15 protein-coding genes are annotated in these 17,981 nt (G+C 71.5%); 4 read left to right on the top strand and 11 right to left on the bottom strand.

The genetic code is table 11. From position 1 onward, the window contains the following. Positions 1-45: 45 nt before the first annotated feature. From fbaA to R4Z63_RS16800, 6 genes are all read right to left on the bottom strand, one after another. Positions 46-1,068, bottom strand: coding sequence for a class II fructose-bisphosphate aldolase (fbaA, locus tag R4Z63_RS16825; RefSeq protein ID WP_037920803.1), 1,023 nt, complete (start codon positions 1,066-1,068; stop codon positions 46-48). Between the two features lie 237 nt (positions 1,069-1,305). Beyond that, positions 1,306-1,869 (bottom strand): orotate phosphoribosyltransferase, encoded by a 564-nt coding sequence (pyrE, locus tag R4Z63_RS16820; RefSeq protein WP_236647612.1) that lies wholly within the window; start codon positions 1,867-1,869, stop codon positions 1,306-1,308. A gap of 21 nt (positions 1,870-1,890) precedes the next feature. After that, positions 1,891-2,673: an aldose epimerase family protein gene (locus R4Z63_RS16815; protein WP_037920800.1), complete on the bottom strand. Its 783-nt coding sequence runs from the start codon at positions 2,671-2,673 to the stop codon at positions 1,891-1,893. A 184-nt stretch (positions 2,674-2,857) separates the two neighbouring features. Beyond that, positions 2,858-3,694: an SRPBCC family protein gene (locus R4Z63_RS16810; RefSeq protein WP_384446001.1), complete on the bottom strand. Its 837-nt coding sequence runs from the start codon at positions 3,692-3,694 to the stop codon at positions 2,858-2,860. 32 nt (positions 3,695-3,726) lie between these two features. Beyond that, positions 3,727-5,370 (bottom strand): polyamine aminopropyltransferase, encoded by a 1,644-nt coding sequence (locus tag R4Z63_RS16805; RefSeq protein WP_384446000.1) that lies wholly within the window; start codon positions 5,368-5,370, stop codon positions 3,727-3,729. Positions 5,371-5,526: 156 nt separating this feature from the next. After that, a complete protein-coding gene (locus tag R4Z63_RS16800; RefSeq protein ID WP_037920796.1) occupies positions 5,527-6,072 on the bottom strand; it encodes a DUF2617 family protein in 546 nt (181 codons plus the stop codon). 681 nt (positions 6,073-6,753) lie between these two features. On the opposite strand from R4Z63_RS16800, the gene R4Z63_RS16795 reads away from it, so the two are divergent. Further along, complete coding sequence (locus R4Z63_RS16795) at positions 6,754-7,950, top strand: pyridoxal phosphate-dependent aminotransferase (RefSeq protein WP_384445999.1); 1,197 nt, start codon at positions 6,754-6,756, stop codon at positions 7,948-7,950. Between the two features lie 116 nt (positions 7,951-8,066). Here R4Z63_RS16795 and R4Z63_RS16790 read toward each other — a convergent pair whose 3' ends face one another. Together R4Z63_RS16790 and R4Z63_RS16785 are read right to left on the bottom strand one after the other, a co-directional pair. Further along, positions 8,067-10,160, bottom strand: a complete 2,094-nt coding sequence (locus R4Z63_RS16790) for a hypothetical protein (protein WP_384445998.1) — start codon at positions 10,158-10,160, stop codon at positions 8,067-8,069. Between the two features lie 67 nt (positions 10,161-10,227). Beyond that, entirely contained in the window at positions 10,228-10,779 is a 552-nt protein-coding gene (locus R4Z63_RS16785) for a Uma2 family endonuclease (protein WP_384445997.1), read from the bottom strand. Positions 10,780-11,111: 332 nt separating this feature from the next. Between R4Z63_RS16785 and R4Z63_RS16780 the strand changes: the two genes are divergently transcribed. Next, a complete protein-coding gene (locus R4Z63_RS16780; RefSeq protein ID WP_078556325.1) occupies positions 11,112-12,263 on the top strand; it encodes a mannosyltransferase family protein in 1,152 nt (383 codons plus the stop codon). Between the two features lie 10 nt (positions 12,264-12,273). Here the strand turns inward: R4Z63_RS16780 and R4Z63_RS16775 are convergent, their stop codons facing one another. Together R4Z63_RS16775 and clpB are read right to left on the bottom strand one after the other, a co-directional pair. Next, on the bottom strand, positions 12,274-12,813 hold the full coding sequence (locus R4Z63_RS16775; RefSeq protein ID WP_030647953.1) for a YbjN domain-containing protein: 540 nt from the start codon (positions 12,811-12,813) through the stop codon (positions 12,274-12,276). A gap of 158 nt (positions 12,814-12,971) precedes the next feature. After that, on the bottom strand, positions 12,972-15,572 hold the full coding sequence (clpB, locus tag R4Z63_RS16770) for an ATP-dependent chaperone ClpB (RefSeq protein WP_037920783.1): 2,601 nt from the start codon (positions 15,570-15,572) through the stop codon (positions 12,972-12,974). 117 nt (positions 15,573-15,689) lie between these two features. Between clpB and R4Z63_RS16765 the strand changes: the two genes are divergently transcribed. Beyond that, the gene (locus tag R4Z63_RS16765; RefSeq protein ID WP_384445996.1) at positions 15,690-16,103 is read left to right on the top strand and encodes a pyridoxamine 5'-phosphate oxidase family protein; all 414 of its coding nucleotides are present in this window, start codon (positions 15,690-15,692) and stop codon (positions 16,101-16,103) included. Positions 16,104-16,237: 134 nt separating this feature from the next. Here R4Z63_RS16765 and R4Z63_RS16760 read toward each other — a convergent pair whose 3' ends face one another. Beyond that, positions 16,238-16,519: a Rieske (2Fe-2S) protein gene (locus tag R4Z63_RS16760; RefSeq protein ID WP_051734285.1), complete on the bottom strand. Its 282-nt coding sequence runs from the start codon at positions 16,517-16,519 to the stop codon at positions 16,238-16,240. 389 nt (positions 16,520-16,908) lie between these two features. Here R4Z63_RS16760 and R4Z63_RS16755 point away from each other — a divergent pair, with 389 nt between their 5' ends. Next, positions 16,909-17,943, top strand: a complete 1,035-nt coding sequence (locus R4Z63_RS16755; RefSeq protein WP_384445995.1) for a helix-turn-helix transcriptional regulator — start codon at positions 16,909-16,911, stop codon at positions 17,941-17,943. The last annotated feature ends 38 nt before the right edge of the window (positions 17,944-17,981 follow it).

The raw sequence follows: 17,981 nt of genomic DNA, 5'->3' as shown, positions 1-17,981 counted from the left end.
GCCGGGCCCTGGGGGTGCGACTGCTGCCGCCTCAGCGGCGGCGGACTACTTGATCCGGGTGCCGGCAGAGCGCAGGTCCGCGCACGCCTCGACGACGCGCGCAGCCATGCCCGCCTCAGCGGCCTTGCCCCAGGTGCGCGGGTCGTACTTCGACTTGGTGCCGACCTCGCCGTCGACCTTCAAAACGCCCGCGTAGTTGCTGAACATGTGGTCCACGACCGGGCGGGTGAAGGCGTACTGGGTGTCGGTGTCCAGGTTCATCTTCACCACGCCGTTCTCCAGCGCGGTGGCGATCTCCTCGGCCGTGGAACCCGAACCGCCGTGGAAGACGAAGTCGAACGGCGAGGCCTTGCCGAACTTCTCGGCGACACCGGCCTGGAGGTCCTTCAGGAGCTCGGGGCGCAGCACGACGTTGCCCGGCTTGTAGACGCCGTGGACGTTGCCGAAGGAGGCGGCCAGCAGGTAGCGGCCCTTCTCGCCCAGGCCCAGGGCCTCGGCGGTACGGATGGCGTCCTCGACGGTGGTGTACAGCTCGTCGTTGATCTCGTGGCTGACGCCGTCCTCCTCGCCACCGGTCGGGGTGATCTCGACCTCAAGGATGATCTTCGCGGCGACGGCCTTGGCGAGCAGCTCCTGGCCGATCGCCAGGTTGTCGGCCAGGGTCTCGGCGGAGCCGTCCCACATGTGCGACTGGAAGAGCGGGTTCTGACCGCGGGCGACGCGCTCGGCGGAGATGTCCAGGAGCGGACGTACGTAGCCGTCCAGCTTGTCCTTGGGGCAGTGGTCGGTGTGCAGGGCGACGGTGATGTCGTACTTGGCGGCGACGATGTGCGCGAACTCGGCCAGGGCGACCGCGCCGGTGACCATGTCCTTGTTGTGCTGGCCACCCAGGAACTCCGCACCACCGGTGGAGATCTGGATGATGCCGTCGCTCTCGGCCTCCGCGAAGCCCCGCAGCGCGGCGTGCAGGGTCTGGGACGAGGTCACGTTGATGGCCGGGTAGGCGAACTTGCCTGCCTTCGCCCGGTCGAGCATCTCGTTGTAGACCTCGGGGGTTGCGATGGGCATCTGTCCGCTCCTTGGGTGTGCGGGAAGTGTGCTTATTGCGGGCCCTGACCTGGGGGCGACGTCATCGTCGCGCCTATCTTTCCAGACTCCGCGCAAGGGTCCAGCCCGCCGGTCTCGCGTCAGGCGGGAACGTCCCGGGATGTTTCACGTGAAACATCCCGGGACGCGATGAAAAGCCAGGTCAGACCCACCTCAAGAGGTCGGGGGACCCTTGGCGCCAGTTGTCGCGGTGGCCGGTCAGGACAGGCCGAGGTCCTCGAGGCGGTAGCCGGTGAGGTACGGCAGGCCCGCCTCGGCGATCGCGTCGGCCGCGCCGCGGTCGACGATCGTGGCGACGGCGACGACCTCGCCGCCGGCCTCGCGGACGGCCTCTACGGCGGTCAGCGGGGAACCGCCGGTGGTCGAGGTGTCCTCGACCACCAGGCAGCGCCTGCCCTTCACGTCGGCGCCCTCGATGCGGCGCTGCATGCCGTGCGCCTTCTGCGCCTTGCGGACGACGAAGGCGTCCAGGCGCTGACCGCGCGCGGCGGAGGCGTGCAGCATCGAGGTGGCGACCGGGTCGGCACCGAGGGTCAGGCCGCCGACGCAGTCGTAGTCGAGCTCGGCGGTGAGGTCGAGCATGACCTGGCCGACCAGCGGGGCCGCCTCGCCGTCGAGGGTGATCCGGCGGAGATCGATGTAGTAGTCGGCCTCCCGGCCGGAGGAGAGGATCACCTTGCCGTGCACGACGGCCTTGTCCTTGATCTGCTGCAGAAGCGCATCGCGCGTGCCCGACGGCATGACTTCGTTGACGTCACTCATGGCGACGAGCTTAGTTGCGGGCTAGACGAGGCGCCGCCACGTCCAGGTCGTGGAGACCTCCAGCGGGTCGACGGGGGTGACCAGGCGCGGAGCGGTGTTGATCCCGTTCGGCGGACCGGACTGGGGCTCGACGCAGACGGCTTCGGCCTGCTCGTCGTAGACGACCACCCATTCGGACCTGCTGGTGACGCGTAGTTCCAGCGCACCGGGCCAGGTGAGGGTGACGTCGACCCCGTCGGGCATGCCGAAGCAGTCGTCCCAGGGACCGGGCCGGCGGTCGATGCGCTGTCCGGTGGGCAGGTGGTCGGCCCCGCGCTCCTCCTGCCAGGCGGGGTCGAAGGAGATCTCGACGTCCTGACCTCCGAGGCTGCGCAGGAACCAGGGGTGCCAGCCGGCCTGGGCGGGGAAGGAGTCCCCGTACGTCTCGACGCCCATGGTGAGGGTCAGTGAGTCCTCGGTCAGCGTGACGACCTGGGTGACCCGGCCGGGCGTCGGCCACGGGTCGGCGAGGTCGTAGACGAAGGCGGCCTCGGTGGCGGTGGCGCCGGCCGGCCGCCACGACGCGTCCCGGCCGAGGCCGTGCAGGGCGTGCGGCGGGTGGTCGAGGGGCATCTGGTGCACGGTCGCACCGTTGTGGAACCGGCCGTCCTTCATCCGGCCGCACCACGGCACCATCGGGAAGGCTCCGTACCGGGGCCCCTGGCGCAGCAGCTCGGTTCCGTCGATGCGCAGGCTGCTGATCCGGCAGCCGTTCTCCTGGTCGACAGTCACCTCGGTGCCGCCGGCGCTCAGTTGCGTACTCATGCAGTCGACCCTAGTAGTGCTCGGCCACGTCACCGCAGGTGCACCGGTCAGGGCCGCAGTGTCCGGTGGGTGCACGCCACGGCGCAGGAAACGCCCGGGTACGCGCCGCACCCGGGCGTCCCGGCCAGGGCGTGACACCGACGGCAGAGCCCGAGACCGCACGCACCGCGGCGGGGGCCGCGGGTCAGCGGCGGCGACGCAGGGCGCGGCCGATGACGACGGCGGAGGCGAGTGCGAGCGCCGCAGCCGGGGCGATCCAGCGCAGGCTGTCGCCGGTCGCGGTGGCGGCCGGGGCGGGAACCGGAGCGTACCGGCCGCGTGGGGGCGCGTGGTCCACCTCCTCGGCACTGCGGCCGATCATGGTGCGGCGGGCGTGGGCGGCCTCGGCCGGCGGCCGCGGGGCACCGGCCGCTCCGAGGTCCTCGAACCCGCCGGCCAGGAACGGGTCCACAGCAGGGTCCAGGGACGGGGGCGGCACCTCGGTCTCGAAGACCGTGGCGCTGACCTCGGTGACGTCGCCTTGGGGTCCCTCCACACCATCGGCGTCCTCGGCCTCGGCCTCGGCAACGGGATCGGCGACGGGACCGCTCACCGCGGACCCGGCGGCCAGTTGGCCGGCGGCCCGGTCGAACAGCCTGCGCAGGGCGGTGGCCGCAGCCGCGGGGTCGAAGGAGGCGGCCCGCCCGTCGGCGGTGGCGTGGGCGGAGAAGTCCAGCCGGGTCCCGTCCGGTGCCGGCGTCAGACGCAGGCCGAGGGAGAACGTCACGGTGCCGCTGCCCCGCACCTCGGTGCCCTCGCCCTCGAAGGTGAAGTGGTCGGGGTCCCGCTCGGTGACGGCCGCGGACCCCCGATAGGTCACGGTGCTCCCGCCGGCCCGGACCTTGAGCCGGCCGGACAGCGGGCCGACGCCGGTGTCGGCGTCCTGCTGGAGTCCCGGCACGCACCGGGCCACCCGTGCGGGGTCGCGCAGCACGGCGCGGAGGTCGTCTGCCGGGACCGGGACGAACACCTGATGCTCCATGCGATCGAGCCTACGGCCTGGACCGCACCGGGTCACGAATACCGCGGATGCGGCAGCGTCGAGGGCGGAAGTCCGCTCAGTCGGGTGCGTTCGGCGTCGCGCGCCGCGTCCTGGAGGGAACCGGTGGTCAGCGAGCTCAGCGCGGGCGTCTCGCCGTCCACGCGCAGCCGGGGCTGCTGGTCGCGGGCGGCCAGGACGAGGCCCCAGTCCTGCGGTGGCGCGCCGGTCCCGCCGGAGGGGCTGCGGTCGGGGCCGGCGGCGAAGCCCGTGAGGCGGCCGCCGGCGCTGTACGGGGCGGTACGCAGGCCCGCCGCGCGGAGCGTGGAGTCGACGGTCCAGTACGTACGGGGGCGCGCGGTCATCGGTCCGGCGTGCACGGCCATCCGGCCTCCGGGGGCCAGCGCCCGTGCGGCCAGTCCGTAGAACTCCTGCGAGTACAGCTTCGTGCTGGGGGCGATGCCGGGATCCGGCAGGTCGGAGACGATCACGTCGAAGCGGTCGTTCGCGGCGGGGCCGCGCAGCCAGCGGAAGGCGTCCTCGTTGACGACGACCAGGCGCGGGTCGGCGTACACCCCGGCGTTGAGCGCGGACAGCATGGGGTCGGTGCGGGCGAGGCTGACCACGCCGGGGTCGACCTCGACGACGGTGACGGAGGCGACATCCCGGTAGCGGAGGACCTCGCGGGCGGCGAGCCCGTCGCCGCCGCCGAGGACGAGCACCCGGGCGTGCGGGCCGGTCATCGCGGGGTGCACCAGGGCCTCGTGGTAGCGGTACTCGTCGTAGCCGCTGACCCGCAGCCGTCCGTCGAGGTACAGGTCGAGGGAGCGCGGGGAGCCGGTCGCGGGCCCGGTGAGCACCAGCTCCTGCACGCCGGTCCGGACGGCGACCCGCACCTCGGATCCGTAGACGGCACGCCGGGCGAACCGCTCGAAGTCGTCGGCGAGGACGGTCGCGGAGGCCAGGACGACGAGGACGGTCAGGTTCGCGGCGACGAGCAGCCAGCGGCTCCGCCGGCTCAGGTCACGGCGGAAGAGCCACAGGACCAGCCCGCCGCCGACGACGGCGTTGACGGTGCCGGTGACCATGGCGCCGGTGAGCTGACCGAGCATCGGCAGCAGCAGGAACGGGAAGGCGAGGCCTCCGACGAGGGCGCCCACGTAGTCGGCGGCGAACAGGTCGGCGACGGCGCCGCCCGCGTCCTGTCTGCGGATGCGCTGGATGAGGACCATCAGCAGCGGGATCTCCGCGCCGATGAGCATCCCGATGGCGAACGAGAACGCGACGAGCGCTGGTCGGGACTCCCCCAGCCAGGCGAAACTCGCGTAGAGCGCCATGGCGGAGAGGCCGCCGAGACAGGCGAGGCCGGCCTCGATGACGGCGAAGCCGAGGGCGGGCCGGTGCCGCAGGCGCTTGGCGAGCAGCGAGCCGACGCCCATGGCGAAGACCATGACGGACAGGACGACCGACGCCTGGGTGACGGAGTCGCCGATGAGGTAGGTGCCCAGGGCGAGGAGCTCCAGCTCGTACACCAGCCCGCAGGCGGCGCAGACGAACACGGTGGCCAGGACCAGGAGTCGGCCGGTCCGGGGCCGTACGGGCAGCGCCACCGGAACGGTCGCGGCGCCTCCCGGCTCCGGAGCCGGGAGGACCCGGCGCGGGACGGAACGGTCGATCATGCAGCGAACCGTACGTCACCGCCCACTCGCATCCGGTCACCCACATGGGTGCAAGTGGCCCACCGATTCGGCCAGTTGGCGTAACCACACCGCACGCCTCGCGCCACGGGGCTCCGCCAGGACCCGCCACGCCCGAACGGCCCTCCCCCGCATGGCCTAGAGCAGGGCCGGCGATTCCAGAGCCGGCGCCGCGGCTCCCATCCGGATCCCGACCCGCGTGCGGGTGACCACCAACTGCCCCTCCTGCGGGTAGGCGTGCCAGGTGCGCCACCGCACCTGGCCCTCGTACCGCTGGGCGAGCATGGCGGTGAAGGCGTGCGGACTTCCCGGAAACGTCCCCGCGAGCCCGTTCGGGTGATCGGCCACCAGGGCGAGCAGCTCCTGCGCCCGCCCCGCGAACGATCCCCGGGACAGGGTCTCGACCCGTGCGGCGAACTCGTACTCGCAGTCGCCCACCCGCTTCGCCACGCCGAGCGGCAGCGGCGTACTGCTGCCGGGCATGCAGGCGACCGTCTCCGAACAGAGCACGTCCCGCTCCTCCAGCAGAACCTGATGGGAGGCCCCGAGCAGGCGCAACTCGACCTTCGCACCAGAAAGCTCGAGGTTCAGTACGGCCAGGGCGGGCAGCCGGTCCCGACCCAGGGCCCAGGCGAGATCGGCGGCACGCGTGTCGGTGTAGGAGGTCTGGAGGGTCGTGAGCATGAGTCGGCTCCGCAAACGCGCGAGGGAGAGGGGCCGGGGCCCGCCAGCGGTAGCAAGCACGGGTGGGGGGACACCGGCACGGGTCCACAGGAAGTCCAGGGAGGTCCGAGGACTGGTCTACTCAACCGAGGGAATCATGAAAGGCACGGCACTCACAGCGTTTTTACCCAACTTGACGGGGTTTACATCCCCCCGGGGGCTTCGCAGTTCACGTGTTCAACAGGTTGCGTCCCGCGCGTCGCGCTGCACGGACAACGCACGGGGCGCCCGGGGGAAACGGGCCTCGGACGCCCACGTCAGGACGGCGCCGTTTGCCCCGTCAACTGCTGCCGCACCCCCCGCCCCCTCCGCCGCCCCCGCCTCCGCACGAGGACGACGACCCGCACGACGAGGACGACCCGCAGCCGGACGAGCCCGAGTCGCCCACCCACGAGCTGCTCTGGCCGCGGCTCGTCCGGTACGTCCGCGAGCCGCGTCCCGCCGGCTTGCGCGCGACCCCCCTGACGAGGAGCACGAACAGCACCCCGATCACCACCGCTATCGCGACGAACTCCATGTCCGCCCCTCTCTCACGCCCCGGTCCTCCGGGGAGCGGGATCCCCGCGTCCCGCGTGAAGGGGGGATGCCCCCGGCCCGCGCGGCCCAAAGCACACTTGAGCAAGTCCAGAGGTTGCACGCAGGATGGCGCCCATGAGCGCACCCGCGGGCAGCGACCGCCCCTTCCTCAACCGCCGGCTGGCGGCCTTCGGCACGACGATCTTCGCTGAGATGTCGGCGCTGGCGGCACGCACCGGGTCGATCAACCTGGGCCAGGGTTTCCCCGACACCGACGGTCCGGCGCAGATCGCCGAGGCGGCCTCCCGCGCGGTCCTCACCGGCCTCGGCAACCAGTACCCGCCCGGTCCCGGCGTCCCGGAGCTGCGCACCGCGATCGCCTCGCACCAGCAGCGCTTCTACGGCCTCGGCTACGACCCCGAGACCGAGGTCCTGGTCACCGCGGGCGCCACCGAGGCCATCGCCGCCTCCCTGCTCGCCCTCCTGGAGCCGGGCGACGAGGTCATCGCCCTGGAGCCGTTCTACGACTCCTACGCGGCCTGCATCGCGATGGCCGGCGCCACCCGCGTCCCCGTCACCCTGCGCCCGCACGGCGGGGCCTTCGTCCTCGACCTGGACGAACTGCGCGCCGCCGTCACCCCGCGCACCCGGCTGCTCCTGCTGAACACCCCGCACAACCCGACCGGCACCGTCCTCACCTCCGGCGAGCTCGCCGCGATCGCCGAGTTGGCCGTCGAGCGCGATCTGCTGGTCGTCACCGACGAGGTGTACGAGCACCTGGTCTTCGAGGGCTCCCACCTCCCCCTGGCGGGCTTCCCCGGCATGCGCGAGCGCACCGTCTCCATCTCCTCCGCCGGCAAGACCTTCTCCTTCACCGGATGGAAGGTTGGCTGGGTCATGGCGGACGGCCCGCTCGTCTCCGCGGTCCGGACCGCAAAGCAGTACCTGACGTATGTCAGCGCGGGCCCCTTCCAGTACGCCGTCGCCGAAGCTCTCCACCTCCCCGATTCGTACTTCGACGGCTTCCGTGCCGACCTGCAGCGCAAGCGCGACCTGCTCGGCGACGGCCTGCGGGCGGCCGGCTTCGAGGTCTACCAGCCGGAGGGCACCTACTTCATCACCACCGACATCACCCCCTTCGGCGAGAAGGACGCCCACGCCTTCTGTCGCACCCTCCCCGAACGCTGCGGCGTCGTCGCCATCCCCAACTCCGTCTTCTACGACGACCCCGACACCGGCCGCACCCAGGTCCGCTTCACCTTCTGCAAGAAGGACGGCGTCCTCCACGAGGCAGTCAACCGCCTTCGCGGCCTCGCGTCCTGAACGCCAGGCGGCATACCCAGTCAAGGACGTACGGTGCCGGGAGCCACCCGCTGCCCAGCTCCTCGCCGGTGCCGGTCTCCTCGGCACCGGCGGCCCCTGTCCGATGCCGCCGCCGGTCAGCGGCGCCGCTTGCGGCCGCTTCTGCCGGCGGGGCGCGCCCGCTTGTGGGCGCGGCCGGGACGGGCGGCGGGAACGCGTAGTGTCCGGGCAGCCAGCCGGCTCAGCTCTTCCAGACCGGCCCGGTCAGGGTGCGCGGAGTCCGACGCGGCGGCGATCGCGTCCCTGACCTCCGGGCCCTGGGCGCGCAGCGTCTCCTCGGCGCCGCCCGATCCGCCCGCCAGCTCCACGAGCTGGAGCAGGTTCTCGGCCAGCACCAGCAGATGCTCGGCATCGGTCATGTCCGCCGGAGACAGCAGCTCATGCTGCGCCAACGTGTTCAGTGCCAGCGGCGCGAGCTGGGGATCGCGGCGCAGCACGCGCAACAGCTGCTCGCCCTCGCCGTCCGGCAGCGCGGTGAGCAGCACGCCGAGCATCGCCTGTGCGCGCGTGCGGAAAGCCATGACTCTTACCGCGTCGGTCAGTTGCCGCAGTGCCGCCTCTCGCTCGCCGCGGGCCGCGATCCAGCCGGCCAATTCCACCCGGGCGGCATCCGGCGGGTACTCCTCGGCCAGCACGCCCAGCAGGCCGGTCGCCGACGCCTGGGCCAGTTCACCGATCAGCGGTGCGTCCCTGCCGACGGCCAGCAGTCGCTGCCGCACAGCCCGGGTGCCGAGCTCGGTGAGACGGATGAGTTCGACCGGCCCTGCGGTCAGCTCTTCCCGCCGCCGGTCGGCCCGCTCCCGCGCCATCGGGTCCGGTGTCGCCCCTGCGGCGCCCAGCAGTTCCGCGAGCTCCGGCGGCATGCCGGCGGTCAGCTCAGGTCCGGCGTCGGCGAGGTCGACATCGAGGAACACCGGGTCGGCCATTCCCCGGTCACGCTCGATCGCGCCCAGGTCGTCCAGCAGGTCGAGCACCCTGCGCAGGTCCCGGTCGGCGTGCTCCAACCACATCCCGTGCTGGAGGTCCGACCCTCCGTCGAGCTGGAAGGAGGTCCGATAGGCCAGGTGCACCGTGTCGCGCAGCCGCGGCCAGGGCATCGGGTACGGCAGGCTGTAGAGCGTGTTCAGCACATCCGGCAGGACGTCCTCGTAGACGTCGAAGAGCATCGACTCGACCTGCCAGCCGCTACGCGCCCCGAGGAGGGGCTGTCTCAGTTCGAAGCACGCGTCGAAGGCGCGCAGCCACAGCTGAAGCGGGTCGGACAGTACCGGCCGGGCCTTGGCCACCGCGTACAGACGCCCTTTGGCCACCCGGACCAGCCGCGCCTTCTTCGCCCACTCCACCAGCAGTCCCAGCCGCGGCAGGTCGGCCGATGAGCGCACCCCGTCGGTCTTGTCCCCGGTGCCGAGTACGTCCACCAGGTCTCGGGCATCGGCCATCCGCAGCCGGCCCGTCGCCGTCACAGGGCGGCCGTCCCGTCCCGCCCACTCGGTGAGTCCGCGCAACTGCGCCACCGTCTTCGACGCCTCTGCCCTCCGGCGCAGTTCGTCGTCCTCGGGCAGCGCGACGGGTAGCTGCGGCTCGGCGCGGGCCGAGCCGGACAGCGCGCGGCCGGTCAGCCGCCGTTCCATGATCGCGTCGAGGGCCTGCTCGTCATAGGCGACCGCTCCGCGCCGCGCCCGGTCCGCGAAGCGCTGCAGCGCCGCCCCGTCCCGGACGTCCACGCCGTGCTCGGCGGCCGTCATCGCCCAGAACTTCGCGGGACCCCAGCGGGTGCGGTCCGCCATCGCCACCGGGTGCCGCTCCGCGAATTCGCCGACCGTGGCAAGGGAATCCTGGAGTACGGGGCCTCGCGGGTCCGCCAACTGCGCCGCGTGCAGATAGCGCAGCAGCGTGCGCAGTGTGCCCGGGGCGTCGGAGCGTTCCTCCCCGGGGAGTTCGGTGACGTTCTGGGGCAGCCAAGTGAGCAGGAGCTCCTCCACGTGGCGCGGCTCCCACAGCCCCAGTCGGCCGTCGGCGGTCGCTCCGTGCCGGTAGTCCAGAATCGCCTCGGCCGTGAACCCGTCCACCGGCTGCCCTTGTTCCCCGGCCCACCGGGCCAGGCGATCGACCAGCAGCCCACGCGCCGCCTCGAACTCCTCCTCGGCCTCGGGCTCGAACCTCATCCGCATGCAACCCATCCCACCTGTCCGCAGCGGTCCTTACGGTGGCACGGTACCCGCCCCGTCGCGGCCGGAATCAGCGGGCGTCGGCCTCGGGCTCCGGACGCGGGAGTTCGTCGAGGTCGAGCGTGAAGGTGCGGCCGTCGGCCAGCGGGATGGGGAGCTTGCCGGTGCCGTACTTGTGGGTGTGCGCCGCGATGTAACCGGTGCCGGTCGGCTGGGTGTGGAGGACGACTTCCTGAGCGTAGGGGTCCACCACCAGGTAGATCGGGATGCCGTAGCGGCCGTACTTCGCGGTGCAGTCGTCGTAGTCCTTGCGAGCGGAGGAGGTCGAGACGACCTCGGAGATCAGCAGGACGTCTTCGAAGCTGTAGCGCTTGCCTTCGCGGCGGGCGTCCGCGCGAAGGATCGCGAGATCGGGAGCGGAGTTCTCGTCGGCGGGGAAGTCGATGTAGACGTTCGAGGTGACCTTCGCGTGACGACCGAGTGCGAGAGAGTCGATCTGCATCGACCTGATGGTGCTGGAGTGCTCTTCGCTCTGCGGGGTCGTGATCACTTTTCCGTCAGCTCCGAACAGCACCACGTACCCCTTGGGGAACTCGGTGTGCATGATCGCGTCGGCGCTCATGGACGGCTCCTTCCCGTGTGCGGGCAGGATACGGCGGACCATTCCGTTTCACCGAGCCGCCGGGACACGATCCGCTTGGGCTCACCGGCATCGCCGGACATCCCGCGGAGGGGCGCCCGCGGTCCACCCGGGGCTCCGGGCGGACCGGAAGGCCGGCGGACCGGAGGGCCGGTGGACCGGAAGGCCGGTGGACCGGGCGCGGCGGCGTGTGGGATGTCACCGGAGCTTCCGGTGCCGTTCACGCCCGGTGCGCGGCGGGGGCGCTTAGTGTGCCCGAGGCTCCTCATGGTCCGGATGGGCCTCCTCACACAGCGCAGGGAAGTCGGGGGTAGATGACGGCGACGGGCAGTACGTCGGTTTTCGTGCGGCCGCGGGACGTCAGGGCCGTCGGGGTGCCCTCGGCCGCCCTCGCGCTCGGCGTGTTCGCGGTGGTCCGCGGGGCCGGGGCCGCCGTGCTGGTCCTGGCTGCCTGGTGGGCCGGGCGCAGCCCCGTACGGGTGCTGGGGCACTCCTGGGACTCCGCCTGGTACCTCGCCATCGCCCGGCACGGCTACGGCCGCACCCAGATCTGGCCCGTCACCGGGCTGGTGCAGAGCGACCACGCCTTCTTCCCGCTGTACCCGGCGCTGGTGCGGCTGGCGGGCGGCGGCGAGTGGGGCGGGCTGCTGGTCTCCTGGACCGCCGCCGCGGTGGCCGCCGTCGGCGTGTACCGGGTCGGGGAGCTGGTGGCCGGGCGGCGCGTCGCGCTGCTGTTGGTCGCGCTGTGGGCGGCGACCCCGCACGCGGTGGTGCTCACCCTCGCCTACACCGAGCCGCTGCTGGTCGCGCTCGCCGCCTGGTCGCTGTACGCACTGCTGCGCGGGCGCTGGCTGCTCGCCGCCTCGCTCGCGCTGGTCGCGGGGTTGACCCGGCCCACCGGGATCGCCGTCGCCGCCGCGGTGTCCGTCACCGCCCTGCACGCACTGCTCGTACGGCGCTCCCGGGCACCCGGGGTGTGGGTGGCCGGCCTGCTGGCGCCGGCGGGCTGGCTGGGGTACGTGGTGGCCGTCGGCGCGGCCCGGGACGACCTCACGGGGTACTTCACCGTGCAGCGGCAGTGGGGGTCCCGCTTCGACGGGGGCCGGGCCACGCTGCTGAAGGTCTGGGAGGTGCTCACCGGCGGGCCCGTGGCGCTCGCCACCACCGTGTCGGCGTTCCTGCTGGGCGCGGCCCTGCTGCTGGCGGTGCTGCTGCTCGTGGACGACCGGCCGCCGCTGCCGTTGCTCGTCTACACGGCGGTCCTGCTGGTGATCGCCGTGGGTGGCGCCGGCTACTTCGAGTCGAAGCCGCGGTTCCTGCTGCCGGCGTTCCCGCTGCTGCTGCCGCTGGCCGCCGCGATGGCGCGAGCCCGGCCGCGCTCCGCGGTCGTGGTGACCGCGGGGCTGGCCGGGCTCAGTCACGCCTACGGGGTCTACCTCCTGGTGTTCGCCAAGGTGCCCCTGTGAGAGCGGGGGGTCAGTTGTCCCCGCCGTCCTCGTCCTCGCCGTCGGCGGAGTCGATGTCCTTCTCCAGTCCGAGCTGCTCCGTGAGCCACTTGTCGAACTCGATGGAGGCGCGGACCCAGCTGACCGTGGAGGACACGAAGTGCTCCAGGTTGACGCCGGTGCCGATCAGCATCTGCGCCTCGCCGATCAGGCGGACGGAGCCGTCGTCGTGGGTGTGGCTGTAGACCTTCGGCCACAGCGTGCGACGGTTCCAGTCGTCGATCGACTCGAGGAGCTGCGGCTTCTCGTCGATCTTGTGCGGACGGTCGTAGAAGGTCCGCACCGAGAAGACCTGCTGCTCCGCTTCGCCGCGGAACATGAAGTACGTGCGGAACTCCTCCCACGGCGCCGCGAGGTCACCCTCGTCGTCGACGACGTACTTGAGCTCCATCTGCTCCAGCAGCTGCTTGACCAGATCCTGGTCGGGGACGACGGGGCCCGCCGGTCCTGTGGCCTGCGGATCGGGCTGCTGCCCTCCGAAGTTCGGAATCGAGGCCGGGTCGATGCTCACCGTGTACTTCCCTTCGTGCGGATACTTGCATCCTCCCCCATCCCGCCCACCCCATGTCCAGCCCGACGGTCACGGATCCGCTGCGGGCGGACAGGAGTGCACCCCGCGCACGTTCCTGTACGCAGGGTGCCCGGTGGTCGCACCGGTCCCGGGCCGGGTCAGACCGCCTTGCCCACCAGCAGGTCCTCGCCCGCCACGTCGACCCGTACCGTGTCGCCGTCGCGCACCTCGCCGGAGAGGATCTCCTTCGCCAGGCGGTCGCCGATCGCCGTCTGGATCAGGCGGCGCAGCGGCCGGGCGCCGTACGCGGGGTCGTTGCCCTTGTCCGCCACCCAGGCCAGGGCCTCGGGGGTGACGTCCAGGGTCAGGCGCCGGTCGGCCAGGCGTCCGGCCAGGCGGCGGATCTGCAGCTCGGCGATGTGTGCCAGCTCGTCCCGGCTCAGCGCGGAGAAGACCACCAGGTCGTCCAGGCGGTTGAGGAACTCCGGCTTGAAGCTCGCCCGGACCACGTCCAGGACCTGCTGCTTCTTCTGGTCGGCCGGGGTGGCCGGGTCCATCAGGAACTGGCTGCCCAGGTTCGAGGTCAGGATCAGGATGGTGTTGCGGAAGTCGACGGTGCGGCCCTGGCCGTCCGTGAGCCGGCCGTCGTCGAGGACCTGGAGCAGGATGTCGAAGACCTCCGGGTGGGCCTTCTCCACCTCGTCGAGGAGCACCACGCTGTACGGGCGGCGGCGGACGGCCTCGGTGAGCTGACCGCCCTCCTCGTAGCCCACGTAGCCGGGCGGGGCACCGACCAGCCGGGCCACGCTGTGCTTCTCGCTGTACTCCGACATGTCGATGCGGACCATGGCCCGCTCGTCGTCGAAGAGGAAGTCGGCGAGCGCCTTGGCCAGCTCCGTCTTGCCCACGCCGGTCGGGCCGAGGAAGAGGAAGGAGCCGGTCGGCCGGTCCGGGTCGGCGATGCCGGCGCGGGTGCGGCGCACGGCGTCGGAGACGGCCCGCACGGCCTCGTTCTGGCCGATCAGGCGGCGGCCCAGCTCGTCCTCCATGCGGAGCAGCTTCTGGGTCTCGCCCTCCAGGAGGCGGCCCGCGGGGATGCCCGTCCAGGCGCCCACCACGTCGGCGATGTCGTCCGGCCCGACCTCGTCCTTGACCATGGTGTTCTTCGACGTGGCGGCCTTGGATGCCTCGGCCTCCTCCTCGGTGGCCTCCGCCAGTTCCCGCTCCAGGGCCGGGATCTCCCCGTAGAGCAGCTTGGAGGCGGCGTCGAAGTCTCCGTCGCGCTGGGCCCGCTCGGCCTGGCCGCGCAGGTCGTCCAGGCGCTCCTTGAGCTCGCCGACCCGGTTGAGGGACTGCTTCTCCTTCTCCCAGCGGGCGGTCAGGCCGCGCAGCTCCTCCTCCCGGTCGGCGAGGTCCTTGCGGATCTTGTCGAGGCGCTCGCGCGAGGCCGGGTCGGACTCGTTGTTCAGCGCCAGCTCCTCCATCCGCAGACGGTCCACCGAGCGCTGGAGCTCGTCGATCTCGACGGGCGAGGAGTCGATCTCCATGCGTAGCCGGGACGCCGCCTCGTCGACGAGGTCGATGGCCTTGTCGGGCAGGAAGCGGGAGGTGATGTAGCGGTCGGAGAGGGTCGCTGCGGCCACCAGCGCGCTGTCGTTGATGACGACCTTGTGGTGGGCCTCGTAGCGGCCCTTGAGCCCGCGCAGGATCGCGATGGTGTCCTCGACGGACGGCTCGGCGACCAGCACCTGCTGGAACCGCCGCTCCAGCGCCGGGTCCTTCTCGATGCGCTCGCGGTACTCGTCGAGGGTGGTCGCGCCGACCATGCGGAGCTCGCCGCGGGCCAGCATGGGCTTGAGCATGTTGCCGGCGTCCATGGCGGAGTCGCCGCCGGCGCCCGCGCCGACCACCGTGTGCAGCTCGTCGATGAAGGTGATGATCTGGCCCTCGCTGGACTTGATCTCCGCGAGGACGGTCTTCAGCCGCTCCTCGAACTCACCGCGGTACTTGGCGCCGGCCACCATGGCGCCAAGGTCGAGGGAGACGAGCCGCTTGTTCTTCAGGGACTCGGGCACGTCACCCTTGACGATGCGCTGGGCCAGGCCCTCGACGACGGCGGTCTTGCCGACGCCGGGCTCGCCGATGAGCACCGGGTTGTTCTTCGTGCGGCGCGAGAGCACCTGCACGACGCGCCGGATCTCGTGGTCGCGGCCGATGACCGGGTCGAGCTTCCCGTCGCGGGCGGCCGCCGTGAAGTCGGTGCCGAACTTCTCCAGGGCCTTGTACTGGCCCTCGGGGTCGGGGGTGGTCACCCGCCGTGCTCCTCGTGCGTTCTGGAAGGCGTCCAGCAGCTTCTTCGCCGTCGCGCCCTGGGCGGAAAGGACCTCACCGGCCGCGCCGCCCTTGGCGGCGATGGCGATGAGGAGGTGTTCGGTGGAGAGGTACTCGTCGCCGAGCTCGCCCGCCTCGCGGTCGGCCTCGGCCAGTACGGCGAGCAGGTCGCGGGTGGGCTGCGGGGGCGCGACGGTGGAACCGGTGACGCTGGGCAGCGCCGCGAGGAGGCGCTCGGCGCCGCTGCGCACGGCGGCCTGGTCGGCCTCCGCGGCGATCAGCAGGTCGATCACGTTCTCGTTGTCCTCGCCGGCGAGCAGGGCCAGCAACAGGTGCGCGGGGGTCAGGTCCGCGTGGCCTTCCTTGACGGCCCTGCTGGTGGCGGCGTTCAGCGCGTCCCGGCTCTTGTTGGTCAGCTCGGCGTCCACTGCGTCTTCTCCTCTCCGAGGGATGCACAACTGGGTCTGACAGAGTCAGCGTATGCAAAGTTGAGTCTATTCCACTCAAGGCAGCTGAGTGGACATGTTCCCCGTACCCTTCGGGCCATGTCCCATGACGTACTCAACCCGACGCCCGAGTACCTCGCCTTCTGGCGGGAGCGGCACGTCTGCACGCTGACCACGCCGCGCCCCGACGGGACCCCGCACGTGGTGCCGGTGGGCGTGACGTACGACCCCGAGGCCGGCCTGGCCCGGGTGATCAGCAACAGGCACAGCAAGAAGGTCCGCAACGTCCTGGCGGCCCAGGACGGGCACGGCGGCGGTGCACGAGTGGCGGTCTGCCAGATGGCCGGACGCCGCTGGGCCACCCTGGAGGGCCGCGCGGTGGTCCGCACGGACGAGGCGTCGGTCGCCGACGCGGTGGCCCGCTACGCGGAGCGGTACGGGCGGACGCCGACACCCCATCCCGACCGCGTGGTCGTGGAGATCATCCTGGACCGGGCCATGGGGCGCGCGTGAGCCGTTGACCCTTCATCTTGTCCGGATCACGCACTGGACGGCGACATCACAACGGCGCCATCGCGGTCAGGTCCACGATGGCGCCGTTGTGTGGGGGTAGCGCCTGAGCGATCTGGAACGACGGGGGAATCGCTTCAGGCACTGCGGGGGGTGGCGGTGGTGATGTCGGGTTCGAAGAGCTGGTGGTCCCGCTGGTCGAGATTGACGAAGACCATTCCGTAGCGCACTTCGCAGCGGACGGGCTGCGGCGCGCCGCGCGGGCGGCGCAGGCACCGATAGGCACGTACGTCCTCGTCCTCCTCGCGCACGATGACGATCGGTTGGCCGAAGAGGGTCACCATCAACGAGTCGCCGGGGTGGGGGATGGCCGTGGCGAGGTCGATGAACTGCCAACCGGAGCGGTAGGCGGACGCCATCTCGCGGCGGAAGCCGCGGTCGTCGGGGGTCACGCGGACACCGTCGCAGGAGTCTCGGTCCAGCCGGTGTCGTCCTTGCCGCCGAGGTCGGCGGCGGTCCAGCCGGTGTCCGCGTACTTGCCCACGGGCGCCGTGGTCCAGCCGGTGTCGAACTCCGTGCTCGTCAGGCTCGTACCCTGACCGCCCCCAACGCTCCCCGCGTCACTTTCGACGGCGCTGACTGCCCCAAAAACCGCAACGGCGGAGAAACCTATGGCAAGCACCGAGCGAAGCATTCTCTTGTACATGGTCGGCTTCGTCCTCACTTGATGGAATCCTCTCCCCCGCGTGTCAGACGATGGCTCATTCAGGCACGTCAATGCCACAGGGACGATGCATCATGTTCTTGCATGTTCAGGACCCTGGGGGGTGGAGATTTGACGCAAAAAGGGACAATGGCGACACATCCCCACCCCGTCACGTCCATGTGCGCCGAGGGAACCCGGCTCTACGCGGCTGCCCTGAGCACCGGCCGGATCGCTCGGGGAGAGATCCAGAACGCCCCCTGCCTGCTGGAACTGGCCCTTCTGCAGCCCGACCCGGATGACGCCAACCAACTCCGCCCGGTTCCCCCGTCGGTGGCTCTGGCGCAACGACTCCATCCGATTGAACGCGAGATCCAGGACCGCCGACGCAGCGCTGTAGATCTCACCGACACTTTCGAGCCTTTCCTGGCCATCAGCGCGCAGAGCCCGGCCGACACCCATGCCATCACGGTGCTGGAGGGTTTCGAAAGGATCAACGCCGCGCTGAACCTCGCGACGGCCGAATGCCACACCGAGGTGCTGACGGTCCAGCCGGGCGGAGCGCGCCCCTCCGAGGCTCTCACACAGGCCCTGGAACGCGACCAGCCGCTGATCGACCGCGGGGTCAGCATACGGACCCTCTACCAGCACACCGCGCGGCACAGCCAGGGCACCCTCGCCTACGTGGACCGCATCTCCACGGGCAAGGTGGAGATCCGCACGCTCGAAGAGCTGATAGAGCGCCTCATCGTCTTCGACCGCACGGTCGCCTTCATCCCGGTGAGCGACGACCGCCGGGTCGCGCTGGAACTGCGCCACCCCGGCCTCGTCGACTACCTCATCAAGGTGTTCGAGCAGCTGTGGCACCGCGCCGTGCCCCTCACGGAGGAGGTGACGTACCGCAGCACCCCCGGCGGCATCACGGGCGTGCAGCGCACCATCGCCCAGCTCCTCATCGAGGGGCACGTGGACGAGGCCATCGCCCGCCGCCTGGGCATGAACGTCCGCACCTGCCGCGCCCACATCGCCAAGCTCGCCACCACCCTCGGCAGCGGCAGCCGGGCCCAGCTCGGCTACCTCATCGCGCAGTCCGGCATCCTGGGCGCGGCGGCGGAGCCGCCGCCGGAGGAACCGCCCTGAGAACGCGCGGGTGCCCTCTCCCGTGTCGCTCGGGGAGG

It is taken from the genome of Streptomyces sp. PL-29, assembly GCF_058344425.1.
This window is presented reverse-complemented; position numbering and strand designations above follow the sequence as displayed.